This is a genomic window from Aliishimia ponticola (genome assembly GCF_004803475.1).
Lineage (GTDB): Bacteria > Pseudomonadota > Alphaproteobacteria > Rhodobacterales > Rhodobacteraceae > Aliishimia > Aliishimia ponticola.
In genome coordinates this window covers 136830-160129 of record NZ_SRKY01000005.1, presented here as the reverse complement: position 1 = coordinate 160129, position 23300 = coordinate 136830, and the positions used below count along the sequence as shown (strand labels likewise).

The 23300-nt window shown below is 60.9% G+C and carries 18 protein-coding genes, 1 tRNA gene and 1 pseudogene; 2 read left to right on the top strand and 18 right to left on the bottom strand.

The features are described 5' to 3' along the window. The 8 genes from E4Z66_RS17370 to E4Z66_RS17335 form a co-directional block, all read right to left on the bottom strand. Positions 1 to 2007, bottom strand: coding sequence for a hydantoinase/oxoprolinase N-terminal domain-containing protein (locus tag E4Z66_RS17370; RefSeq protein ID WP_136464327.1), 2007 nt, complete (start codon positions 2005 to 2007; stop codon positions 1 to 3). A gap of 25 nt (positions 2008 to 2032) precedes the next feature. Further along, complete coding sequence (queG, locus tag E4Z66_RS17365; RefSeq protein WP_136464326.1) at positions 2033 to 3088, bottom strand: tRNA epoxyqueuosine(34) reductase QueG; 1056 nt, start codon at positions 3086 to 3088, stop codon at positions 2033 to 2035. 65 nt (positions 3089 to 3153) lie between these two features. After that, on the bottom strand, positions 3154 to 3819 hold the full coding sequence (gene fzlA / locus E4Z66_RS17360) for an FtsZ-binding protein FzlA (protein ID WP_136464325.1): 666 nt from the start codon (positions 3817 to 3819) through the stop codon (positions 3154 to 3156). Positions 3820 to 3944: 125 nt separating this feature from the next. Next, the gene (gene mtgA, locus E4Z66_RS17355; RefSeq protein ID WP_211097185.1) at positions 3945 to 4670 is read right to left on the bottom strand and encodes a monofunctional biosynthetic peptidoglycan transglycosylase; all 726 of its coding nucleotides are present in this window, start codon (positions 4668 to 4670) and stop codon (positions 3945 to 3947) included. 89 nt (positions 4671 to 4759) lie between these two features. Continuing rightward, positions 4760 to 9298, bottom strand: coding sequence for a glutamate synthase large subunit (gltB, locus tag E4Z66_RS17350; RefSeq protein WP_136464323.1), 4539 nt, complete (start codon positions 9296 to 9298; stop codon positions 4760 to 4762). Positions 9299 to 9308: 10 nt separating this feature from the next. Continuing rightward, positions 9309 to 9725, bottom strand: a complete 417-nt coding sequence (locus E4Z66_RS17345; protein WP_136464322.1) for a GFA family protein — start codon at positions 9723 to 9725, stop codon at positions 9309 to 9311. After that, positions 9725 to 10495 carry a hypothetical protein gene (locus E4Z66_RS17340; protein ID WP_136464321.1) on the bottom strand — a complete coding sequence of 257 codons (771 nt, stop codon included), beginning with the start codon at positions 10493 to 10495 and terminating at the stop codon, positions 9725 to 9727. The genes E4Z66_RS17345 and E4Z66_RS17340 overlap by 1 nt, the downstream gene beginning before the upstream one ends. A 51-nt stretch (positions 10496 to 10546) precedes the next feature. After that, on the bottom strand, positions 10547 to 11986 hold the full coding sequence (locus tag E4Z66_RS17335) for an NAD(P)-dependent oxidoreductase (protein ID WP_136464320.1): 1440 nt from the start codon (positions 11984 to 11986) through the stop codon (positions 10547 to 10549). Between the two features lie 212 nt (positions 11987 to 12198). Here E4Z66_RS17335 and E4Z66_RS17330 point away from each other — a divergent pair, with 212 nt between their 5' ends. Beyond that, a complete protein-coding gene (locus E4Z66_RS17330) occupies positions 12199 to 13002 on the top strand; it encodes an undecaprenyl-diphosphate phosphatase (RefSeq protein WP_136464319.1) in 804 nt (267 codons plus the stop codon). On the opposite strand, the gene E4Z66_RS17325 is transcribed toward E4Z66_RS17330, so the two are convergent. Beyond that, positions 12999 to 13979, bottom strand: coding sequence for a complex I NDUFA9 subunit family protein (locus tag E4Z66_RS17325; protein WP_136464318.1), 981 nt, complete (start codon positions 13977 to 13979; stop codon positions 12999 to 13001). The two genes, E4Z66_RS17330 and E4Z66_RS17325, sit on opposite strands and share 4 nt — an antisense overlap. Before the next feature lie 128 nt (positions 13980 to 14107). Between E4Z66_RS17325 and E4Z66_RS17320 the strand changes: the two genes are divergently transcribed. Next, a tRNA-Leu gene (locus tag E4Z66_RS17320) sits at positions 14108 to 14194 on the top strand. A 482-nt stretch (positions 14195 to 14676) separates the two neighbouring features. Here E4Z66_RS17320 and E4Z66_RS17315 read toward each other — a convergent pair. The 9 genes and pseudogenes from E4Z66_RS17315 to ltnD form a co-directional block, all read right to left on the bottom strand. Further along, a complete protein-coding gene (locus tag E4Z66_RS17315) occupies positions 14677 to 14910 on the bottom strand; it encodes a hypothetical protein (protein ID WP_136464317.1) in 234 nt (77 codons plus the stop codon). Further along, the gene (locus tag E4Z66_RS17310; RefSeq protein WP_136464316.1) at positions 14891 to 17173 is read right to left on the bottom strand and encodes a molybdopterin-containing oxidoreductase family protein; all 2283 of its coding nucleotides are present in this window, start codon (positions 17171 to 17173) and stop codon (positions 14891 to 14893) included. The genes E4Z66_RS17315 and E4Z66_RS17310 overlap by 20 nt, the downstream gene beginning before the upstream one ends. A gap of 103 nt (positions 17174 to 17276) precedes the next feature. Further along, complete coding sequence (locus E4Z66_RS17305; RefSeq protein ID WP_168797828.1) at positions 17277 to 17918, bottom strand: TetR/AcrR family transcriptional regulator; 642 nt, start codon at positions 17916 to 17918, stop codon at positions 17277 to 17279. Positions 17919 to 18107: 189 nt separating this feature from the next. After that, positions 18108 to 18239, bottom strand: a pseudogene (locus tag E4Z66_RS20025) (IS5/IS1182 family transposase); the annotation flags it as partial. Between the two features lie 226 nt (positions 18240 to 18465). Further along, positions 18466 to 19473, bottom strand: coding sequence for a class 1 fructose-bisphosphatase (locus tag E4Z66_RS17300; RefSeq protein WP_136464314.1), 1008 nt, complete (start codon positions 19471 to 19473; stop codon positions 18466 to 18468). A gap of 27 nt (positions 19474 to 19500) precedes the next feature. Next, on the bottom strand, positions 19501 to 20274 hold the full coding sequence (locus E4Z66_RS17295; protein WP_136464313.1) for a hydroxypyruvate isomerase family protein: 774 nt from the start codon (positions 20272 to 20274) through the stop codon (positions 19501 to 19503). Further along, a complete protein-coding gene (gene otnC / locus E4Z66_RS17290) occupies positions 20271 to 20921 on the bottom strand; it encodes a 3-oxo-tetronate 4-phosphate decarboxylase (RefSeq protein WP_136464312.1) in 651 nt (216 codons plus the stop codon). The genes E4Z66_RS17295 and otnC overlap by 4 nt, the downstream gene beginning before the upstream one ends. Further along, positions 20918 to 22186 carry a 3-oxo-tetronate kinase gene (otnK, locus tag E4Z66_RS17285; protein WP_136464311.1) on the bottom strand — a complete coding sequence of 423 codons (1269 nt, stop codon included), beginning with the start codon at positions 22184 to 22186 and terminating at the stop codon, positions 20918 to 20920. Before otnK ends, otnC begins: the two co-directional genes overlap by 4 nt. After that, the gene (ltnD, locus tag E4Z66_RS17280) at positions 22183 to 23091 is read right to left on the bottom strand and encodes an L-threonate dehydrogenase (RefSeq protein ID WP_136464310.1); all 909 of its coding nucleotides are present in this window, start codon (positions 23089 to 23091) and stop codon (positions 22183 to 22185) included. Before ltnD ends, otnK begins: the two co-directional genes overlap by 4 nt. Positions 23092 to 23300: the final 209 nt, after the last annotated feature.

Genomic DNA, 23300 nt, shown 5'->3' with positions numbered 1-23300 from the left:
CTAACCGGCAGCAATCCGGGGGCGACCGCTCGCTTCGACAAAGACGGTCGCCTCCACGAAAACCTCCCGCGCTTCGGCCTGTGCCACGCGAACGTCCCGCGTTGCTGTGATCCGCAAATCCTCCGCCCCGGCCAGAACCGCCGCATCCGTCGCTTCCCGGCGCAGTAGGGCTTCCAACTCGGTCATCGCGATCTCCGCATCCGCGAAATCCTGCGGCCCGGTTGGCAAATGAACGCGGTAGCGTCCCTCACTGGGCGCGGTGACGGTTCCAGACCTGCGCATCGTCACACGCCCCACAACAGCCCCGATCGCATTGGCGACTTCGGCGTGTTCCGGCAAGATCATCTGCGTACCCAAGCTGCGGCCCACCGCGCCGTAATAGCTGGATGCAGAAGCACCAAGCCCAATCACCGGGACATTCAACCCGGCAGACAGACGGACCAGACCGCGATAATCGGACAGCCCGGCCTGCATCAGCGGGTGTGCGGCAAGCGTATCCGGCGACATACCGAAATCGTAGTCGTCCTCATCAAAAGCAGTCTCTAACAGCGCCTGAACCGTCTGCTTGGTGACTTGGTCGATGATGATCCGCGCCATATCCGTGGCTTCTGGCGCCAGTCTGTTGCCATGTCCCGCGCGGCGCCGACCCAACAAAAGCAAAGCCTTCTGCGCCGCCTCGCGGTCCCAAGCGCTCAGCCACCCAAGCTCATGCGCCGCATCGGAGGGAGTAACGCCCGCAAGCTGAAGCAATCCGCGATCCACCAAACGCGCAAGGGCTCCGATCTCAAGCCGCGACTTCAGCGCATCGCCCAGGGGCCAGATATCAGTGCCTATTCGTTGCAAAAGGGTGCTTTCCCGCTCGCCCAGACCCTCTGCCGACAGACCGGGAACAGCCCGAACAAAGCGCCCGTCATGCTCCCCCGGCGTATCGCGTCGCAGTTGGCTATCCAGCGCGGCGTGAACACGCTCCGGCGCGTCCATCGCGATCAACGACACCGGCAGAAGGCGGCGTGGACCCAATGTCACGCCGCCCACGAGCCCCTCTGACAGGAAATGTACCTCACTGTCACCGCCCAGCCCCGTGGTCCGCATCGCGACCGCCTCAACCATCGTCCGAAAGGGCCCGACGCGCGCCCCCATCGGATCAATCGCCGGCACCCCACCGCGCAGCACCGCGACATCCGTGGTCGTGCCGCCGATATCGCTGACCAAAGCGTCCTGCGCCCCGGTCATCCAGCGCGCACCCACGATAGAAGCCGCCGGACCGCTCAGGATCGTCTCAATCGGCTTTTCCCGCGCCTGTGCGGCACTGATCAATGCCCCATCGCCACGCACAACCATCAGCGGCGCGGTGATCTCCATCTTGGCGAGCTGCGCCTCGCTGCGGGAAATCAACCGGTCGATCATTCCGACGAGCCGCGCGTTAAGCAATGCCGTCAACGCGCGCTTTGGACCACCAAGCTTGGCAGACAGCTGGTGCGACGCGCTCACCGGCTGACCTGCCACATCGGCGATCAACTCCATGGCGCGCAACTCATGCGCCGGGTTCCGCACCGCGAACTGGGCCGCAACCGCGAAACCACTTACGGAGTCTTTATGCGTCTCTAAAAAGTCAAGGAGCGCAGCTTCGTCCAGATCAGCGACCGGGTTTCCTGCATGGTTATGCCCGCCTGCGACAACAATATGCGGATCACCTTTGAGCGCATCACGCAAACCATGGGTATCCAGATCACGCTCCTTGAAACCGATCAGGACAAGCGCGACCCGCTCGCCCTGCCCCTCGACCAAGGCATTCGTCGCCAGTGTCGTGGACAGGCAGGCCAGCCCGATCTGGGCCGGATCAACACCAGACGCAGACAGAACGGCCCGCACCGCATCACCAACCCCTTGCGCCAGATCGTGGCGCGTCGTCAGCGCCTTGGCACTTGCGACGATTTCCTTTTCGTCCCGCACCAGAACCGCATCGGTATAGGTGCCGCCCGTATCGACGCCCAGCGCCATAGTCATCTGCAAATCTCCGCTTTTTGGCGGCCTAACCCGCCACGTCTATGCCCCGCGCGCCTAAACGCGACACAGCCCATGTCGCAGCCTCCGCGACGACAGGATTCGGATCGCCCACCAGGGCCGCAGCAGACGGCGCCAATGCCGGATCACCGGAATTGCCAATTGCATAGAGCACGTTGCGCACGAAACGATCCCGCCCGATCCGCTTGATCGGCGAGCCAGAGAACATCGCCCGGAACGCGGCATCGTCCAGCATCGCCAATTCCGCCAGTTTCGGCGCAGTCAGCTCCGCGCGCGCCGCATAACGCAAGTCGGAGGCAGCAACAGCAAACTTGTTCCAAGGGCACGCCGCCAGGCAATCGTCGCAGCCGTATATCCGATTGCCCATCTTCGCACGCAGTTCAGGCGCGACCGGGCCTTTATGCTCGATCGTCAGATAGGAAATGCACCGCCGCGCGTCCAATTGATAAGGGGCCGGAAAGGCATCCGTCGGGCAGATATCAAGGCACGCCCGGCAAGATCCACAATTGTCGACACCCGCGGTATCGGGTGTAAGCTCCAGCGTGGTGAATACAGAGCCTATAAAGGCCCAGTTGCCCCAATCCCGGCTGACAAGGTTGGTGTGCTTGCCCTGCCAGCCAAGACCCGAAGCCGCGCCCAAAGCCTTCTCTGGCACCGGGGCGGTGTCCACGAACACCTTCACCTGACATCCTGTCTCCGCCACCATCCAACGGGCCAGCCGCTTCAACCGTTTCTTGACGACATCGTGGTAATCCCTGTTCTGCGCGTAGACTGAGATCGCGCCTCTGTCCCGACGTTCCAGCACGGAAAGCGGATCATGCTCCGGCGTGTAGCTTTCCGCCAGCATCACCACCGAACGCGCCTCCGGCCAAAGCACATCCGGCGCACCGCGCCATTCCATACGCTCTGCCATCCAGCTCATCTGCCCATGGTAACCGGCATCCACAAAGGCTTTCAGCCGCGCGGCGACCTCTGGCACGGAATCAGGGCGACAGACACGCGCCGATACAAAGCCCTCACCCAGTGCCTGCTGGATGACCCGATCTTTCAAATCATCCGGCATGCTTCGCCTGTTTCAAAATACTTTGGGGGGAGACGCCGAAACGGCGGCGGGGGGCAACGCCCCCCTTAGAAATCCAGATCGGCATAATGCGGCGGCGGTGACATGCCGGGAATCTGGTCCGCAAGAATCGACCGGAACGCGGGCCGGGACTTTATCTTCGCATACCAATCCTTGACGACGGCATGACGGTTCCAATCCACATCCGATGTGTAATCCAACGCGGAAAAATGTGCACCAGCCGCGAAATCCGCCAGTGTCATCACATCGCCGGCCAGCCAACGACGCCGGTCCAGCAACCACGCCATGTAATCAAGATGGAATTTGATCGCCTTGGCCCCGGCTTTCACGTTCAAACTGTCCGGATAGCCCTGCTTCATCACCTTCTTGTTCACCCGCTCATAAAGCAGTTTCGACGTCACCTCGGCGTGGAATTTGTCATCGAACCAGCCCACAAGGCGACGCACTTCCATGCGGCCACCCGGGTCTTTGGGCAAAAGCGGCGGCTCTGGGCGGGTCTCTTCGATGTACTCGCAAATCGCACCGCTTTCCGACATGGTGATGCCATCCAGACGCAGCACCGGCACCTTTCCTGCGGGATTGCGCTTCAGGAAATCGGGATCGCCTTCCCAGTACCGTTCCTCGACGAGTTCCACCTCGATCTTCTTTTCCGCAAGACAAAGTCGCACCTTGCGGCAGAATGGCGATAACGGAACGTGGTAGAGTCGAGCCATGTGCTTCTCCGGCGGGTCGTTACTGACCATCAATAACTGCGAGCGGCGCACCAGTTCAATCTGTTATCCGAACCCCGGCAGGCTTCGGCCTTGGATCGCCATGGGCGACAGGTCGATATCAGGCTCTATTCAAAGCAGTCTGAGCGTCCATCCACCGCAATTGTCGCCGCCCCATCCCGGATAGAAGCCGCGCGCCGACGCAGCCCTGATGACGGATCTGCCGCAGAGCGGTCTTTTGGGTTTGGCAAAACCGCGGCAAGTCGCGCGGCCTGCACCGGGCTTAACGCTTCCGGGCCGACGCGGAAATAATGGCGCGCGGCGGCTTCGACCCCGAACACCCCTTCGTCGAATTCAGCCACATTCAGGTACACTTCCAAGATACGCTCTTTCGACCAAAGCGCTTCGACCAGCGGGGTCAGCCCAGCTTCCAAAGCTTTGCGGGTCCAGTTCCGCCCGTGCCACAGGAATACGTTCTTCACCACCTGCTGCGAGATCGTGGATGCGCCGCGATTGCCGCCCGATTCGATGGCCGACCGGATCGCACCGACATCAAAGCCCCAATGCAGACAGAAATTGGCATCCTCCGCCGCAACTGCGGATCGGGCCATGACCGGCGCGATGGACTCCATCGGCACCCAATGCTGATCCACGCTGCCCAAGCGGCGCTTTTCCGACATCATGTACCATGTGGTCGGCGGATTGATCGTGCCCCACAGAATCACCAGAAAGACGCCGATCAGAAACAGCCCCGACACCACGCGCAGCCCCCAACGCAGCAGCCACCTGCCCGGTCGGACGCGCTTGGCGGGCGCCGCCTTGGACGTCTTCTTTTTGCGTGTTTTCGTTGCCATCAGTGACGGTATAGGCGCAGCGTTGGCCTATGAAAAGCCAGACCCGCGCCCAGAGCGGGTGGGCGAAGACCGCCCACCCCAAGCCAGTGTCATTCCGCCGGGATCGACGCGTCTTCGATGCCAAGCGGCGCAGGCAGCTTGTCCAGCATCTCTTTCGGGCAGACCTGCAAGAAGTGCTTCTGCTCCAGATCCCAGTGCTGAAGGATATCGGCCACTTTACGCGATCCGGTTTCTTCCAGATGCCGTTCCAGCAGCGCTTCCAACTGCTCTTTCCAGTGATCCGTAGTGACAGGGCAGGTGACCAGAGTCTCCAGGTTCATCACCTCATGCGCCGTTCCGTCCGGGTCGTACAGATAGGCCATGCCGCCCGTCATACCGGCCCCGAAATTGGCCCCGATAGAGCCGAGGATCACCGCAACGCCGCCGGTCATGTACTCACACCCGTTGGATCCGCAGCCTTCGACCACGACCTTCGCGCCAGAGTTCCGAACCGCAAAGCGTTCGCCCGCGCGGCCCGCCGCGAACAAGTAGCCATCGGTTGCCCCGTAAAGCACCGTATTGCCGATGATCGTGTTTTCCGACGCCACGATGGGCGACGCCATCGGGGGGCGGACGACAATCGTGCCCCCCGACAGACCCTTGCCAACATAGTCATTGGCATCCCCGGACACTTCGATCTTCAGACCGGGCGCGGCAAAGGCGCCCAGCGATTGCCCGGCCGATCCATTCAGCTTCACGGTCAGATGGTCTGGTTGCAGCGAATTGCGCATCCCGAACTTGCGCACGATATGCGACGACACGCGGGTGCCGACGGTACGATGCGTGTTCTGAACTGCGTATTGCAGCTGCATCTTTTCGCCATCCTCAAGGAAGCGATGCGCGTCACGCACGATTTCCGCATCCAGCGTATCGGGCACCGGATTGCGCGGCTTGTTGCGGTCATACTTGATGTCCTGAGAGCCATCGACCGTGATCAGCATCGGGTTCAGGTCCAGGTCATCCAGATGCGCCGCGCCGCGCGACACCTGTGTCAGCAAATCGGCCCGCCCGATCACCTCGTCCAGTGACCGCGCCCCAAGCGAAGCGAGAAGCTCGCGCACTTCGGTGGCGTAGAAGGTGATCAGGTTCACGACCTTGTCCGCATTGCCGGTGAACTTTCCGCGCAGCGCTTCGTCCTGCGTACACACGCCGACCGGGCATGTGTTGGACTGGCACTGACGCACCATGATGCAGCCCATCGCGATCAGCGCAGCGGTGCCGATGCCGTACTCTTCGGCCCCCATCATCGCCGCCATGACGATGTCACGCCCGGTGCGCAACCCGCCGTCGGTCCGCAGGGTCACACGGCTGCGCAGCTTGTTCATTGCCAGAACCTGATGCGCCTCTGTCAGGCCCATTTCCCACGGCAGACCGGCAAACTTGATCGAGGTGGCGGGCGATGCGCCCGTGCCGCCATTGTGACCCGAAATCAGGATCACATCGGCTTCGGCCTTTGCGACACCCGCGGCAATCGTGCCGACGCCGGAGGACGCCACCAGCTTCACCGTCACCTTGCAACGCGGGTTGATCTGCTTGAGGTCATAGATCAGCTGCGCAAGGTCTTCGATGGAATAGATGTCGTGGTGCGGCGGCGGCGAGATCAGGGTCACGCCCTTGGTCGAATGGCGCAGCCGCGCAATCAGGTCGGTGACCTTCATGCCGGGAAGCTGGCCACCCTCACCGGGTTTCGCGCCTTGTGCCACCTTGATCTCAAGCTCTTCGCACTGGTTCAGATACTCGGCGGTTACGCCAAAGCGGCCAGAGGCGACCTGCTTGATCTTGGCAGAGGGGTTATCGCCATTCGGTTCTGGATGGAAATGGGCCGGATCTTCGCCGCCCTCACCGGAATCCGACTTGGCACCGATGCGGTTCATCGCGACGTTCAGCGTCTTGTGCGCTTCGGGCGACAGCGCGCCCAGCGACATGCCCGGCGTCACGAACCGCTTGCGGATAGAGGTGATGCTTTCCACCTCTTCCAGCGGCACAGGCTTGCCCAGCGGCTTGATGTCCATCAGGTCGCGCAGGTGGATCGGCGGGTTGGCCCGCATCTTTGCGGAATACTGTTTCCACAGCTGATAAGAGGCCTTGTCGCACGCCATCTGCATCATGTGCATGGAAGTCGCTTCCCATGCGTGCGTCTCACCGGATTTGCGCGCCTTGTAGAAGCCGCCGATCGGCAACACGTCCAGCCCACTTGTCCAGCCTTTTGCGTGCACCTCTTCAGCCTTGGACTGAAGCCCCCATGTCCCGATCCCGGAAATACGTGAGATCATGCCGGGGAAATATTCGGCGCACATGGCGCGGGACAGCCCGACAGCCTCGAAGTTGAGACCGCCGCGATAGGACGACACAACCGAAATCCCCATCTTCGCCATGATCTTCAACAGACCTTGGTCGATGGCATTGCGATAGCGCATCATCGCATCGGTTAGATTGCCGTCGATCAGCCCCCGTTCGATCCGGTCCGCGATGGAATCCTCGGCCAGATAGGGGTTCACGATGGTCGCGCCGCAGCCGATCAGCACTGCGAAGTAATGCGGATCGATACACTCGGCAGACCGGACGCAAAGCGAACAGAAGGTCCGCAAGCCTTTGCGCGTCAGGTGGCTGTGCACGGCCGAGGTCGCAAGGATCATCGGCATCGCAACCTTGTTCTCACCTGACATATGGTCCGTCAGAACGATATGCCCTGCACCGGAACGCACGGCATCTTCTGCCTCTTCCCGGATACGGCGCAGACCGTCATTCAAAGACCCGTTGCCCGCGCCCGGTGCAAAGGTGCAGTCGATCTCCTTCACATCGGCGTTGAAGCTGCGCACGACCTCGTCGAACTGCGCATTGCCCACGAACGGGCTGTCGAGCACAAGGATTTCCGTCTGCGAGCTATCCTCATCCAGCACGTTCTTGAGGTTGCCGAACCGCGTTTTCAGGCTCATCACCCGGAATTCGCGCAGACTGTCGATCGGCGGGTTCGTCACCTGGCTGAAGTTCTGGCGGAAGAAATGGCTAAGCGGGCGGTACTTCTTCGACAGAACGGCAGAGGGCGTGTCATCGCCCATCGACGCCAGCGTTTCCTTGCCGTCCTCCGCCATCGGCGCGAGGATCTGTTCCAGTTCTTCGATCGTATAGCCCGCCGCGATCTGGCGCTTGCGAAGCTCTGGCCCGGAAAACAGCGCGGTTTCGGTCACGCGCGCCAGCTTGTCGTCCAGTTCGTTGATCTTACCGACCCACGCGCCAAAGGGTTGGGACGCGGCCAGACTGTCCTTGATCGCCGTGTCATGGAACAGCTTGCCTTCATGCATATCGACCGCAAGAAGCTGGCCCGGACCAAGCGCGCCTTTTTCGATCACGTCGGCTTCATCCAACGGCACCATCCCGGCTTCGGACCCGGCGATTACCATGCCCGAGCGCGTCACGACATAGCGCATCGGACGCAGCCCGTTCCGGTCAAGCCCCGCGCAGACCCAGCGGCCATCGGTCATCGCCAGCGCAGCCGGACCGTCCCACGGTTCCATCACAGAGTTGCAGTAGGAATACATATCGCGCCATGCCTGCGGCAGTTCCTGCGCTTGCTTGGACCAGCTTTCCGGTACCAGCATCGTCTTGGCCATTGGCGCATTGCGCCCGGCACGCACGAGGACCTCGAACACCGCATCAAGCGCCGCCGAATCCGACGATCCATTGGCAATGATCGGTTTGATATCTTCGGCCAGGTCGCCAAAGGTGGACGACGCCATGCGGATTTCATGGCTTTTCATCCAATTGGTATTGCCCTTGAGCGTGTTGATCTCACCGTTATGGGCCAACATGCGGAAGGGCTGCGCCAGCCACCATTGCGGGAAGGTGTTGGTCGAATAGCGCTGGTGATAGATCGCGAAGGCGGATTCAAAGCGCTCATCCATCAGGTCGGGGTAGAACTCTGCCACGTCCTGAGCCAGCATCATGCCCTTGTAGATGATCGACCGGCAGGACAGCGACGCGATGTAAAGCCCGCCGATCCCCGCAGCCGCAGCCGCTTTTTCGATCCGGCGGCGAATGACGTACAGCTCCCGCTCAAAGGTTTCTTCGTCCACGCCCTTGATGTTGGACAGGATGATCTGTTCGATCTCGGGCCGGGTCGCGTTCGCCTTGTCGCCCAGAACTTCGACATTCACCGGCACATGGCGCCAGCCGTAAATGTAATAGCCCATGCGCAGAATTTCAGTCTCTACGATGGTCCGGCAGGCCTCTTGCGCGCCGAAATCCGTGCGGGGCAGGAACACCTGGCCCACCGCCATCAGCATGTCCGTCTTGGGCTGATGACCTGTGCGCCGCACCTGATCGTAAAAGAATTCGACCGGAATCTGCACGTGAATACCCGCACCATCCCCTGTGCGCCCATCGGCATCCACCGCGCCGCGGTGCCAGACAGCCTTCAGCGCCTTGATACCGTTTTCCACAACGGCGCGGGTCGGCTTACCGTCCACATTGACCACAAGGCCAACCCCGCATGAGGAATGCTCTTCGCTTTCGTGGTACATGCCATTCTCGGCCATCCACGCGCGTTTCGTTTCCTCGGACCTCACCCAGTTTTCATCATACTTGGTCATTGGTCTCTCCTTACTTCGGCGCAAAAAGCGCGATTGTCTCGGTCGCGGACAGACGCGAGTGCTGTCCGGCCAGCGCATAGCCCTGCGGGCACATGTCGCTGTAAAATTCGGTTGTCAGGTCGCCGTTTCCGGCGTTGTCGAACAGCCCTGCCGACAGGTTACGCACACCATCGGCAGGCGTGCGGTAGTACAAGGTCGATCCGCAAAGGGAACAGAACCCGCGCTCTGCCCAATCTGAGGATTCGTAGACGCCGACTGGCCCATCAATGCGCAGACCGGCTTGTTCCGTTTCGATGGAAAAGAACCCACCGCTGCAATGACGCTGGCACATGTCGCAATGACAAACGCGCAGACGCGGGGCGTCTTCGGCACGCGCCGACACGGTTACGGCCCCGCACAGACATTGACCTTTGAGGTGCTGCGCCATCAGACCGCTCCCGCCAGGGTGCGGGCGCGCGGCACTGCGCTGATCCGTTGCATCAAGGCGCGAATCTCGTCCGATTTGCCCTGCCAGACGGCCTCGATCAGCGGGTAAAGCGCCCCGGCATTGCGCAAGGGATCGATCACGTCATGGGGCGCGCCATCGGCAAGGTAGTGGTCGATATGCGCCCCTTCCGGGAAAGCGCGCACATGCAGCGCGTCTTCTTCGCTGGCCCGCCCGTGCAACACGGTAAAGGCCGTGCCCGCGCCCATCGCATCCGTCAGATCAGGACGGGTGAAGGCGGCGATCCGCGACCGCGCTTCGATCCAGCGCATATCTGCCGGGAACGCCTGCGGCTTCGGGCTGTATTGCGGCGCAAGCGCCAGCACACTGTCCGCACCAAGATCGCGCGCAAAAGAAAGCGCGCCATAACCGCCCATAGACACGCCCAGCGTCATGAGGCGGGTAATGCCGTGTTGGCGCACGTAGTCCGGGATCACCCGCAGCAAGGCCGCCGCGATACCCGGTGCCTGGAACCACCCTTGCCGCCGGTCGGTGACAAAGATGCAGTGGCGTTCGCCTTTGGCAGAGGCGCTGCCCGCGAATTCCAGAAGCCCGCGCTTGGCCGCGTTGCCATGAAAGCTGGTGAACACCACCATCGCACCCGTGCCACGCCCGGCAATCGCCGACACGTCCACATCGGCGTCACGAAATAACCGCCGGGACGCCAGCCGGAACGCCAATTGGCGCAGCTGTTTCTTCACGCCCATGCGCATCAGACTGCCCCCAAATGCGTCGCTATGCTCCACCCGGCTTCTGCGCGCATGTCATTCAGCCGCGATGGCGGACGCGCCGCTCAGGTCTTTCAGGATCGCTTCGGCACAGTCGCGCCCATCCCGAATGGCCCAGACCACAAGGGACGCACCGCGCACGATGTCACCCACGGCATAGACGCCGTCCAGCGCGGTTTTACCGGTGGTGAACTCTGCCTTGATCGTTCCCCAGCGGGTCACTTCAAGCTCTGGCTGGTCCCAGAGGGTCGGCAGGTCCTCGGGTTCGAAGCCCAGCGCCTTGATGACCAGATCGGCGCCTTCGACATAGTCGGCACCCTCGATCACTTCGGGGGCCTGACGACCGGTTGCGTCCGGCGCGCCAAGGCGCATCTTTTGCACCATCACGCCGGTGACCTTGCCGCCCTCTTCCGTGAAGCCTTTGGGCGCGCTGAGCCATTCAAAGACCACGCCTTCTTCCTCGGCATTCTGCACCTCGCGCTGCGAGCCGGGCATATTCGCGCGGTCACGGCGATACAGGCATTTGACCGAGGACGCGCCCTGACGAATCGACGTGCGCACGCAGTCCATCGCCGTATCGCCGCCGCCGATCACCACGACCCGTTTGCCTTCCGCATTGAGCGAACCGTCCTCAAAGGCTTCGACCTCATCGCCAAAGCTTTTGCGATTGGAAACCGTCAGGAAATCGATCGCCTTGACGACCCCACCCGACGTGGCATTGGGCAGCGTCAGATCCCGGCTTTTGTAGACACCCGTGGCGATGATCACCGCGTCATGCGCTTCGCGCACCTGCTCGAAAGAGATGTCGCGCCCGACTTCGTGGTTCAGCTTGAACGTCACACCGCCATCTTCCAGCTGCTTGTTGCGGCGCATGACCACGTCTTTTTCCAGCTTGAAGCCGGGGATGCCATAGGTCAGCAGGCCGCCCGCGCGATCATAGCGATCATAAATCGTCACCTGCACCCCGGCGCGGCGCAGCATATCCGCCGCCGCAAGCCCACCCGGACCGGCACCGATAATGCCAACGCTTTCCTTGCGTTCCCGAACCGGTTTCGGCGGCACGACCCAACCTTCTTCCCAGGCGGTATCAGTGATGTATTTCTCGACCGACCCGATGGTGACAGTGCCGTGGCCCGACTGTTCGATCACGCAATTGCCTTCGCACAGGCGATCCTGCGGGCAAATCCGGCCACAGATTTCGGGGAACGTGTTCGTCGCCTGCGACACCTCATAGGCTTCGCGCAGGCGGCCTTCCGCCGTCAGCTTCAACCAATCGGGGATATTGTTGTGCAGCGGGCAATGGGATTGGCAATACGGCACACCGCATTGCGAACAGCGAGAGGCCTGCTCCTTCGCCTTCGCATCGGCATACTCGGCATAAATCTCGCGGAAATCTTCCCGCCGTTCAGACGCCTCACGTTTCTGAGGCATGTCGCGCCCAACCGACACAAACTTCAGCATTGGATTCTCAGCCATTCCCATCTCTCCAGTTTGAGACCGCCCTGCTACAACAAGTCGTTACCCAATAAAAGTCAGAAAGACTGACCTAAATACTATTAATATTCAGCGAGGATGCCCTGAATGCGCGAAACTGCCTTAATTTTAGGTCCGATACGTACCTAAATGGCCGATTCCATCTTATTCGCAGCTAGGATACCACGTCAGCGTTCCGGAATCGCAGGTTACTCATGTCGCTGTTACACCTCTTCATCCTTGCCGTCATTCAGGGCCTGACCGAGTTTCTCCCGGTGTCGTCCTCGGGCCATCTGATCTTGCTGCCCGGGCTGACCAGCCTCGACGATCAGGGGCTGGCCATGGATGTCGCGGTGCATGTTGGAACACTCGCCGCCGTCATCGCCTATTTCTGGCAGGACGTCAAAATTGCCCTCGCGGGCACCCTGCGCCTGATGCAAGGCCGTGTCGATACCGATGGCGCCCGGCTGGCATGGCATCTGCTATGGGCAACGATCCCGGTGATCATTGCCGGTCTGATCCTGCATGTCACGGGCTGGGCCGACGCGATGCGATCCATCACCGTGATCGGCTGGACGATGCTGGGTTTCGGACTGGTATTGTACTGGGCGGACATGACCGGCGCGACGGACCGCACCGCAGGCGAATGGACACTGAAACACGCGATCTACATGGGGCTTGCGCAGGCACTGGCCCTGATCCCCGGCACATCGCGATCCGGAATCACCATCACGGCGGGCCGCAAACTGGGCTATGATCGGGAAAGCGCCGCCCGGCTGGCGATGCTGATGTCCATCCCGACGATCCTTGCCTCGGGCGCATTGCTGGCAGGCGACGCCATCGCGGAGGCAGATAGCACCGTGCTGCGCGACGCTTCGATCGGGGCGGCCTTTGCGTTTGCCGCCGCGCTATTGGCGCTGGTCCTGATGATGCGCTTGCTGCGCTCTGTCAGCTTCACGCCATACGTGATCTACCGCGTCATCCTTGGCATCGTGCTGCTGGCAATCGCCTACAGTTAAGCGCGCAGGTTCTTCGCGCTTTCCTTGATGTCTGCGTATTGGCCGGACGGCCGATAGGGCCACAGATATTCCGGCAGAACCGCTTCCATCGCAACGGGCGTGATCCCCAGATCCTGCAGCGTGCGCGCATCACCCGACACCACGTTATCCATGGCAAGGTTCTTAACCTGATCGCGCGTGATCTGCGCAGGAATGAGCCCAAGGCTGATTGCACTGACCATATCCGACAGGAACGCAACAACGCGCGCCACCGGGAACGGCATGTTCAGGATCAAGCGGCGGCGGCGAATGACATGGAGCATGTCTTCCATCAATTCGCGGAAGGTCGCGACCTCCGGCCCACCCAATTCGTAGACACCACCGGGCGCCGCACCTGTGACACCCAGAACCGCCGCCTGTGCGACATCATCCACATAGATCGGCTGGAACCGTTTATTGGCGCCCACCACGGGCAGAACCGGACCCATCCGGGTCATCCCGGCAAAGCGGTTAAAGAACTGGTCTTCGGGGCCAAAGATGATGGAGGGGCGCAGAATCATCGCGTCCGGCATATGCGCCAACACATTTGCCTCGCCCTCGGCCTTGCTGCGCGCGTAATCGCTGTCACTGTCCGCATCGGCCCCAATCGCGGAAAGCTGTACCATCCGCGCCACGCCATGAGCCTTGGCCAGCCGCGCGATCCGCCCGGCCCCTTCTGCCTGAATGGCGTCGAAGGAATTCGCTCCGCTGGGGGCAAGAATCCCGACGCAATTGACCACGGCATCGGCGCCCATCAGCACGGCCTCGACAGAGGCATCGTCCCGAATGTTGCAGAAAACAGGTTCCACCTGCCCGACAGCGCCATAAGGCCGCACGAACATCGCCTCGTTCGGCCGCCGCACGGCAACCCGCACGCGCCAGCCTTCCTTCGCCATACGCCGCGCGATATATCGCCCGACGAACCCCGAACCCCCGAAAATAGTGACCAGCTTGGACATGCGCGACTCCTTCGTCTCGGATGGTTCGGGTGTAGCCTTGGCGGCCATCTCAAACAAGTCGCCAAATCCGCGCAGATTCCGTTTGACACCCCCGCCGCGCCCGTCTAAATGCACGCCTCACGACACCTGCCCAGGTGGCGGAATTGGTAGACGCGCTAGCTTCAGGTGCTAGTGTCCGTATGGACGTGGAGGTTCGAGTCCTCTCCTGGGCACCATTATCCCCCATAAGAAATTGTATTTACAAAGCTTTCTTGGCTGGGATTTTGGCGTACCTGCCGCAAAAACCACGCTAGGACGCGCCGTGACGCGTCAAGCGTCCAGCCATCCGAACCTGCTTTCGACGAATTGGCAGAATTCCGCGCTAGACCGGTACTCCCAGTGCTCTAATTCCGCCGTCAGCCTGTCGGCATTCGCTTGAGTTAATCGTAGTTCTGCTGCGCAAGCCCGTCTTGCCAGCCAAGCCGCGCCCGTATCCGATCTGCGCGGCGCTGGCTGCGCCGGTAGGCGCATTCCCGCGTTGAGGGGTAAGCGAGCCATTTGCGCGAACCGTACAAGTTGCAGGGTCGCGAGAGGAGGCGGACCGGATAGTCCATCTCCTCCCAGTCTTCGTTATGATTGAATGTCCGGTGCAGTCGGATCAGGACCTATTCGATTTACCGCGTCGGCGGCAAAACCGCTTATATGAAAGCCCAGCGCCTTACCCGAAACGCGACGGACGGCTGTTTTGATATTGCCGCAACTCTTCGACGTCATAGCCCAGATCTTCCCGAATAATGTCGTCGGTCATATAGTCGTTCTCCTTGGGCGGTTGCAGCAACCTAGCGAACAGACCGCGATAGAAACGGTCCATCATGGTCTCATTTCGCGCCGCGGCCGTCGCCATGCGGATCATCTGCTTGCCCAGAAAGTCGTCAATGAACCTCGGCAACATCAGCTTGACCCTCCTTCTTGGTCGCATCGGTCGTGATCTTGTTGATCCGGCAGGGGATACCCTTGAGATGCGGAATGCCCTGTTCGATGTCCATATACTCCGGATCATCCCGGCACATGAGCGAATCGGCGTGCAGCATCGCACCAGAGAGTTTTCCGTGACCAATCTCCATCTCCGGCTTCCACCAACCATGGGGCACCCGCACCAGATCGTCCGGCATGCTCGGATTGATTTCTACCTGCATTCTTAGCGTCGCCAGTTCATTGGCCAGTTCAACCCATTCATCGGCCTGAACGTCCCATTCGTCAGCGGTCTTCTGATTGACGAAAATCCGCGGCTCCGGGCAGCGCTTGCGCATATCGGGAACCTGCCGCCCGGCGGTCTGGAAATACGGATCTTCGCGCACGCCGGTGAACATCTTGAGCGGATATTCCTCAGTCAGTTCGGGATCTTCGCGGAAATAGGGCAGACCGTCGAACCCAAGGTCTTCGAGCACGGAAGACCGCAGCTCAACCTTGCCGGATGGCGTGGCAAATCCCTTGGCCTCATATTTGCGGAACTGTGCGGGTTCAAAATAGACATCCGTCTTGGCCACGAACTCTTTGAACGTCATGCCCATGCCCTTGAGGCGGTCATCATAGAAGTCATAGATGTTGTCCCAAGGCACAAGTTCGGGCCGACCGATGGCATTGGCGACCAGCTTCCAGAACTCCCAAGTGCTCTTGGCCTCGCCCATGGGTTCTTGGCTTTGCTCTGATCCGCGCAGAAAGCCACCCCAGCTGAACGCATCAGACAACCAGGGGCGTTCGTGCCAGCTGTCGCCGGGCAGCACATAGTCCGCCAGCTGCGCGGTCGGCGTCATGGCATGTTCCTGCACAACGACCAGCTCCTGGTTCATCATGCCGTCAATGATGCGCTGGCCGTTGGCATAACTGAGGATCGTGTTGTTGCCCAAGGCAAAGAACGCCTTGACCGGGTAGGGACCATCGCCACACATGGCTCTGAACATCTCTGTCGGATTGGCCATGTAGCAGCCGGTGTTCTGGTTTACGTATGCGCGCCCCCAGATGCGTTTAAGCGGTTCGGTAAACGCAGCCTGCCCACGGTAGGTAAAGGCCGGATGCGTGTCAGCGCCCAACTGTTTCATCTTTTGCGCATGGGGCAGGACCTCATGCATCTCAATATCAGCCTCGATCACGAAGTCGGTGATCGGGCCGTTGAAGATTTCACCGCCACGCACATCGATGTGACCGCAGATGGCCCGCAGGATACTTTGCAGTCGAATGCCCGAGGTCGAATTGCGCTGCATGTCGGTGATCGGCGTCCACGGAATCACCGAAGGTCCTTCGGTGGCATACATGCGCGCCGCTTTGGCAATCATCTCAGGATCACATCCGGTCAGCCTGGCGACGCGGTCCAGCGGGTATTCATCCACACGCTTCTTGAGATCATCAAAGCCAATGGTCCAATTTTTGACGAATGCCTTGTCGTAGAGCCCTTCATCGATGATCACCTTCAGGAACCCAAACATCATCGCCGTGTCACTGCCCGCCTTCAGCGGCAGCCAAATGTCGGCCATTTCCGCCCAATGGCTTTTGCGGGGATCCATCACGATCACCTTCGCACCGCGCTGTATCGCGAAACGCAGCATCTGATAGATCATCGTCCAGCTGTGACGGTTGGGGCTATGGCCCATCAGCAGGATGCACTTGGTGTTGTTGAAATCGCCCAGCGGGAACCAGCCATAGGTCATTCGGTTGATTGCTGCGGTGTTGCCCGCGCAATAGGCCACGCCCGAAGTCCAGTTGGGTGTGCCGACATGGTTCATGATGCGCCGCCCAAGCCCATGGTCCGTCGCGGTGTTCCACTGGCTGGTTGAGACGGCCCAGGCTTCGGGTCCGTAAGTCTCGATGATGGCGTTAAGGCGCGTGCCGATATCGGACATCGCCTCTTCCCAACTCACCCGTTCCCACTTGCCCGAACCGCGCTCGCCCACCCGTTTAAGGGGATAAAGAATACGATCCGGGTGAGAAAACGTCTGCGGCGAGGCGATCGCCTTCATGCAGATGTGGTCACGGAACAACGGATTGTCGGACGACCGTACACGCACAACCTGCCCGTCGATTGACTCCGTCACGACCGCGCACTGTTGATCGCAGGTCTGACATAGCGTGCGTTTCGTGACGACGCCCTCACGTTGCTGATGTGGCACCGCTTTGATGTGGCCGTTTTCGTCTTCACTCAGCGGAATAGGTGCTGGCATTTCGTTCCTCCCAATGGTGCGCGCAGTTGCAACTGCGTCACTTGGGGTTGAACGCTAGCAATAATTTGGACACCTGACCAGATTTTTGTTTTTTGGTCGAGATTCAGCCTGTGCCAGCAACCAATAACCGCTCCAACAGCACCCGGAACATCGCCTCGGTTTCCGCAAGCGGTGGCGTCTTATCGGGGTTCTGGGTGATCTGACTAAAAAGACCATCGATAGCAGAATAGACGATGATAACCCGCTGCTTTGCATCATCGTCAGTATCTTTGAAGAAGCGCTGTTCGATCACACTGGCAATCGCCAGGTTCTCTTTTTCGATATCCTCGATGATCGGGCGCAGCGCGTTATCAAACACGGATTGGTTTCGGATATCGAACCAAAGCCTATGGCGAGGGGCATCATGGGCAACCGCGAGGGCCAGCCCACGGCCGAACGCTTCGATCACGTCAGGCAGCGCGCCGGGCGTAAGAGCTGCCCCGCGCATTTGTTCGAAAAACTCCGATTTGTGCTGTCTTATACAGTATTCGATCAGGTCGAACTTACTGCCAAAATAATAGTGCAACGTCGCCAAAGGGTGCCCGGAGGCTTCTGCAATGTCGCGCAGGCTGGTGTTGGCATACCCCTTGGCACAAAGCGTCTCGATGGCGCTTTCCGCCAGGGCCCTGCGCTTTGCCTCGCGCTTTTCAGAAGACTTGCGCGGCCGCGATGGGGCGCCGTCCTTGATTTTGAGCGGTGTCGCCAATGTGGTGTTCCGTCTAAACCCATGGCCTTGAGGCCTGCATTTGTTATTCCGCACCACGGGGCGTGATACAATCGTCAAATTCCCAGGCAGCTACTTGGACAGTTGTTCAACTAAATCCATGCTGATGACGCGGCACACGCCCGTTTGGGGTTTTGGAAGGTTAAATCCAAGGTCGCAAATCATTGAGATTTAAAGCCAGCAGATCACGATGGCCGTGAGGGCGCTGGCCGAAAGGAAGACCTTCGGGCAGCGGTCGTAACTGGCTGCCACACACCGCCAAATGATCTTGATACGATTGCGGCGTCTGCATCGGCGCTTGCCCCTTGCCCGGCAGTGCGTTGCACAGCAATGCCACAAGGGGGTTACTTGACGGGCTTCTTGCGTTGTCTTCGCTCCGGGATACACGCACGTATCCCATTGTCCCGCAGTCACGAACAGGTTCAAAGGGCGGCCCTAGCTGTCTCAGATGGCGCGCAGCTTGGTGTTCATACCGCCTTTAGTCCGCCCGCTCTGGCGTCCACGCGCCCCTTTCCCACGCCCACGCTTGTCAGCCGTCTTTGTGGTATCTCTCCAGCAACTCGACTTCTTCCCTTGAGCCGAGGATCACAGGCACGCGCTGATGGTGCGACGTGGGCTGCAGGTCCAGAATGCGGTCCGTACCGGTCGACGCGGCGCCGCCAGCCTGCTCGACGACCAGCGCCATCGGATTGGCCTCGTACATCAGTCGCAGTTTGCCGCCTGCATCGGCGTTCCCGGCGTCGCGCGGATAGAGGAAGACACCGCCGCGGGTCAGAATTCGGTGCACCTCGGCCACCATGGAGGCCGTCCAGCGCATGTTGAAGGCCTTCCCGCGCGGACCCTCTGTGCCTGCGATGCATTCATCGAAATAGCGCCGCACCGGCGCAGCCCAAAGTCTGTACCGCGAGGCGTTGATCGCGAATTCCTGCGTGCTTTCCGGGATCGTCATATCGGGGAAGGTCAGGCGGAATTCACCCGTGCCCTGCTGGTGGGTAAAGCCGTTGACGCCGGAGCCGGTGGTGACCACCAAAGAGGTCGAAGGGCCATAGACGGAATAGCCTGCGCTAATCTGTTCGGATCCAGCCAACAGCACGGAACGATCATCGGTCGCGTCGATGGATGCGGGCAGCTGCGATATCGAGAAGATCGAGCCGACAGACAGATTGACGTCCAGGTTTGACGAGCCGTCGAGCGGATCGAAATAGACCAGATAGTCACCGGCCTGCGGATTGTCTTTCAGCCAGTAAACATCGTCGACCTCTTCGGACACCAACGCCGCGACCCGACCGCAATTCGAACAATGCCGAACGAAAATCTCGTTGGCGATAACGTCGAGCTTTTTCTGGGTTTCGCCCTGCACATTTGTGGCATCGGTGGCGCCTAGCTTGCCTGCAAAGGCCCCACCACGGATTTGGTGCGAGATGATGCGGCAGGAGGTTGCGATATCCTCCAGCAGAAAGACCAAGTCTTTGTCCAGCTGATGTCGGCTTCGTTCCGACAGTAGAAATTCGCGAAAGGTAAGCTGTTGGGCGGTCATGTCGGGTATCCTTGGATAGAAGGTAATCTAAAGGCCGGCGGCTGATCGATGCTTCAGCCAACCAAGCGTGTCGTCGGTGTTGCCGCCGGGTTTGTATTCCGCGCCAAGCGGGGCGTCATAATCAAGTTGCCGGATCACCTCGAACACGTGGTCAAAGTTGATCTCACCATGATCAGGGGCGCCGCGATCCGGGACAGAGGCGAACTGGATATGGCCGATCGACGGCAGCAGCGCCGCGATCTTGTGGGTCAGGTCGCCCTCCATCAGTTGCACATGGTAGCAGTCGAACATCAGCTTCAGATTTGGCGCGCCGACTGCCTTGATGATCGCAAGCGCCTGATCGGTTGTCGTCAGGAAATAGCCCGGTGCGTCGTATTTGTTCAGCGGTTCGATCAGGATCGTAGTGCCGTGGGGGGCGGCTTGATCACAGGCGTATTTCAGGTTCGCGATAAAGGTCTGAAATGCCTCGTCCCCCGCGGCGAAACCCGCCATGACGTGGATGTTGGCCGCACCGATGGCTACGGCATAGTTGATGGCTTCATCGATGGCGGCCCGCGCTCCGGCCTCGCGTCCGGGGATGGCCGACAGCCCATTGTCCCCCGCGCTGACATCGCCGCGCCGGGTGTTCAGGCCCAGCATCGGCAGACCGGTCTCGCTCAGGGCGGCCTTCACCGCGTCTGCGGGGATGTCGTACGGCCAGTGGCATTCCACCGCGTCGAAGCCTGCGGCCTCGGCGGCGCGAATGGCGTCCGGCAGTGGGCGGTCGTTCCAGAGAAACCCAAGGTTGGCGGAAAACTTCATGTGTCCCACTCCACGTCGAATGTGGTGACCAACGCCTGCACCTGATCGCCGGTCAGCCCGCGCGGTTGCATACCGCGTGTCATCATTGCCAGCCGCGCTGTGTCTTCCAGTTCCTCGATGGCGTTGCAGGCGGCCTCAATGTCCTTGCCAGCCACCACCGGGCCGTGATTGGCCAGCATCACCGCCGTGCGTTTGCCTGCCAGTCCGCGTACAGCCTCACCCATCGCCGGGTCGCCGGGCAGGAAGAACGGCAGAAGCTTCACGCGGCCCAGCTTCATGATGCTATAGGGCGTCAGCGGCGGCAAAAAGTTGTCTTCGTCCACATCTGGCATCATCGACAGCGCGACCGAGTGGCAGGAATGCAGATGCACCACCGCGCCAGCAGTGCTGCGGGTGTCATAGAAGGCGCTGTGCAGGGGCATTTCCTTGGTCGGCTTGTCACCATCGACAAGGGTGCCGGCCGCGTCGAAACGGCTGAGCCTTCCGGGATCGAGTCGGCCAAAGCTGGTGCCGGTAGGGCTGAACAGCAGCCCACCATCCTCGGTCCGGGCCGAAATGTTGCCAGTGCTGCCGCCGGTCAGGCCACGGTCGAACATGGATTTCGCCAGCAGGCAGATCTGTTCGCGCAGGCGGGCCTCGGCGCTCATGATGCCAACCTTTCCTGCGCGTCACTGAAGAAGGTTTCGGAGCCAAAATTACCGGATTTCAGAGTAAGCGCGATCTGATGTCCCCCGGATTGACAATAGGTCCAGGGCACGCCCGGCGCGATCTCGGCACCGATGTCGAGCTGTGTGACGCCAAGCGCCTTGGTGACAGCCCCGGAGGTCTCGCCCCCCGCAACGATCACCCGCCGTGCGCCCCTGTCGCGGGCCGCGACCGCGCAGGCCGACAATGTTGCTTCAACGATCTCCCCCGCGCCCGCAACGCCCAGCTTTTCCTGTGCGGCGCGTACGCTTTCGGGGTTGGCCGTGGCATAGACCAACGGGGCCTTGTCGAAATCTTGCTGCGCCAGCCAGTCCAGCGTCTCTTGCGGGCCGTTTTCGGCCAAGGCGAGAGGATCCAACCGGAAGGCGGGAACGCCCCGGCTGGTATAATCTGCCACCTGTTTGTTGGTCATCGCAGAACAGCTTCCCGACAACACGATGGTGCCTGTACCAAGCGCTGGTGCCTCGGCCTTCGGCGCCTCCGCCGACAGGGTTCCGTCAGCAAGATAAAGCGCGGGCAAAGGCATGGCGACGGCGCTGCCGCCGGTCATCAGCGGCATGTCGCGGCAGGCTTCTGCGATCACTTCAAGATCGGAATTCGCCACCGCATCCACCACCACATGGGCCACGCCCTGCCCTCTTAGCATGTCCAGTTCCGCGCGCAGCACTTGCGGCCCCTGCGCCACGGTCAGCCGATCTGCCAGACCCAATGGCTTGATGACTTGCGGCTCTAACAGGCGCATCAGGTTGCTGTCGCGCATCGGGGTCAGGGGATGATCCTTCATTGAACTTTCCGCCAATGGCTGACGCCCGACAAAGAGATTGCCCATAAAGATCGACCGCCCGTTTTCCGGGAACGCCGGGCAGTAGATCGTCTGATCAGTGCCAAGGTCGGCCATCAGCGCCTCGGCGACGGGGCCGATATTGCCTTCCGCTGTCGAATCGAAGGTAGAGCAGTATTTCCAGAAAAACCTTTGCGCCCCCGCCGCCTGCAACCACCTCAACGCGGCGCGGGTTTCCGCCACGGCCTCCGCCACCGGCGCGGTGCGCGATTTCAGCGCGATCACCTCGAAGGCAGCCGGGTCTGTGGGCGGCTCGGACGGGACCCCGATGCGCAGCGACACGCGAACACCGCTGCGCGCCAAAAGACCGGCCAGATCGGTCGCCCCGGTGAAATCATCCGCGATACAGCCAAGAACGGTGGTCATTTGCCTTCTCCCGGTAATGTCAGCCCGGCATTGCGCGCATAGACTTTGGCCACGGCGGCATCGTCCTCCTGCCCGTACCCCATCCCGGCGGCGGCAAGGAACTGCTGCATCGCGGCGGCTGTGATCGGGGCGCTGAACTGCGCCGATTTGGCAATATCCAGCACGATCCCCAGATCCTTTGGCCAGATATTCACAGAACTGAGCGGCGTGTAATCCCCCGCCACGATATGCGGTGCGCGGTTTTCCAGCATCCAGCTGGTGCCGGCGCATTTGCTGATGACCTCGACGAATTTGTCCGGCGCGACGCCTTGAGTCATGCCGAAGGTCAAGGCTTCGGCCATGGTGGCGATATGTACCCCGGCCAGAAGTTGATTGACCGCCTTCATGGCACTGCCCGCCCCGACTTCATCGCCAAGTTCGAACACGGTCTGGGCGATACTGTCCAACAGCGGACGCGCGGCGAAAAACGCATCGGGCGAACCTGACGCCATGATTGACAACTCACCGCTGGCGGCCTTGGCTGCCCCGCCAGAGATCGGCGCATCAAGGTAGTGGACACCAGCTTTGCCGCAACGCGCCGCCATGTCGCGCGCAAAGGCTGGTGGCACGGTGGCACAGGCAACGACAACCGCTCCGGGCTTCAGCTTTGCCACGATGCCGTCCTCGCCGAACAACACGCTTTCGGTTTGGGCGGCGTTCAGAACGACCACGGCAACGGCGTCCAGGTCTCCGGCGACGTCTGCCAGAGCGCTGCCTTGACCGCCCTCTGCCTGAAACCGGGCCACCTGCTCTGCGTTGACGTCTCCTCCCCAGACCGAATGTCCGCCGCGCAGCGCTGATGCGGCAATTCCGTATCCCATCGAACCCAAGCCGATGACGGCGACGTTGTTACTATTTCTTGTCATATCGTCCTCCTTGTACGCATTCGCGCAGCCACGGGGCAACGTCGGCAAAGAACAGGAGAATGGCAAGCGTAACTGACGTCAGGCAGAAAGCAGCCGGACCGAGCGATCGTCCGCGATGCCACGCCGCCGCGCACCGTTTCCGTCGCGCTTATTTGCGCAGGCTGACGAAGTAATCTTCCCAAGTCTGGTGCGCACGTCCTGCGACCGTT

Excerpts from the sequence above, each read along its gene's own strand:
- E4Z66_RS17300 (WP_136464314.1), bottom strand. The coding sequence starts at position 19,473 with ATGACCGCCCAACAGCTTACCTTTCGCGAATTTCTACTGTCGGAACGA.
- otnC (WP_136464312.1), bottom strand. The coding sequence starts at position 20,921 with ATGAGCGCCGAGGCCCGCCTGCGCGAACAGATCTGCCTGCTGGCGAAA.
- mtgA (WP_211097185.1), bottom strand. The coding sequence starts at position 4,670 with ATGGCAACGAAAACACGCAAAAAGAAGACGTCCAAGGCGGCGCCCGCC.
- E4Z66_RS17340 (WP_136464321.1), bottom strand. The coding sequence starts at position 10,495 with ATGCGCATGGGCGTGAAGAAACAGCTGCGCCAATTGGCGTTCCGGCTG.
- gltB (WP_136464323.1), bottom strand. The coding sequence starts at position 9,298 with ATGACCAAGTATGATGAAAACTGGGTGAGGTCCGAGGAAACGAAACGC.
- fzlA (WP_136464325.1), bottom strand. The coding sequence starts at position 3,819 with ATGGCTCGACTCTACCACGTTCCGTTATCGCCATTCTGCCGCAAGGTG.
- E4Z66_RS17370 (WP_136464327.1), bottom strand. The coding sequence starts at position 2,007 with ATGACTATGGCGCTGGGCGTCGATACGGGCGGCACCTATACCGATGCG.
- ltnD (WP_136464310.1), bottom strand. The coding sequence starts at position 23,091 with ATGACAAGAAATAGTAACAACGTCGCCGTCATCGGCTTGGGTTCGATG.
- E4Z66_RS17330 (WP_136464319.1), top strand. The coding sequence starts at position 12,199 with ATGTCGCTGTTACACCTCTTCATCCTTGCCGTCATTCAGGGCCTGACC.
- E4Z66_RS17315 (WP_136464317.1), bottom strand. The coding sequence starts at position 14,910 with ATGTTGCCGAGGTTCATTGACGACTTTCTGGGCAAGCAGATGATCCGC.
- E4Z66_RS17310 (WP_136464316.1), bottom strand. The coding sequence starts at position 17,173 with ATGCCAGCACCTATTCCGCTGAGTGAAGACGAAAACGGCCACATCAAA.
- E4Z66_RS17345 (WP_136464322.1), bottom strand. The coding sequence starts at position 9,725 with ATGGCGCAGCACCTCAAAGGTCAATGTCTGTGCGGGGCCGTAACCGTG.
- queG (WP_136464326.1), bottom strand. The coding sequence starts at position 3,088 with ATGCCGGATGATTTGAAAGATCGGGTCATCCAGCAGGCACTGGGTGAG.
- E4Z66_RS17295 (WP_136464313.1), bottom strand. The coding sequence starts at position 20,274 with ATGAAGTTTTCCGCCAACCTTGGGTTTCTCTGGAACGACCGCCCACTG.
- E4Z66_RS17335 (WP_136464320.1), bottom strand. The coding sequence starts at position 11,986 with ATGGCTGAGAATCCAATGCTGAAGTTTGTGTCGGTTGGGCGCGACATG.
- E4Z66_RS17325 (WP_136464318.1), bottom strand. The coding sequence starts at position 13,979 with ATGTCCAAGCTGGTCACTATTTTCGGGGGTTCGGGGTTCGTCGGGCGA.
- otnK (WP_136464311.1), bottom strand. The coding sequence starts at position 22,186 with ATGACCACCGTTCTTGGCTGTATCGCGGATGATTTCACCGGGGCGACC.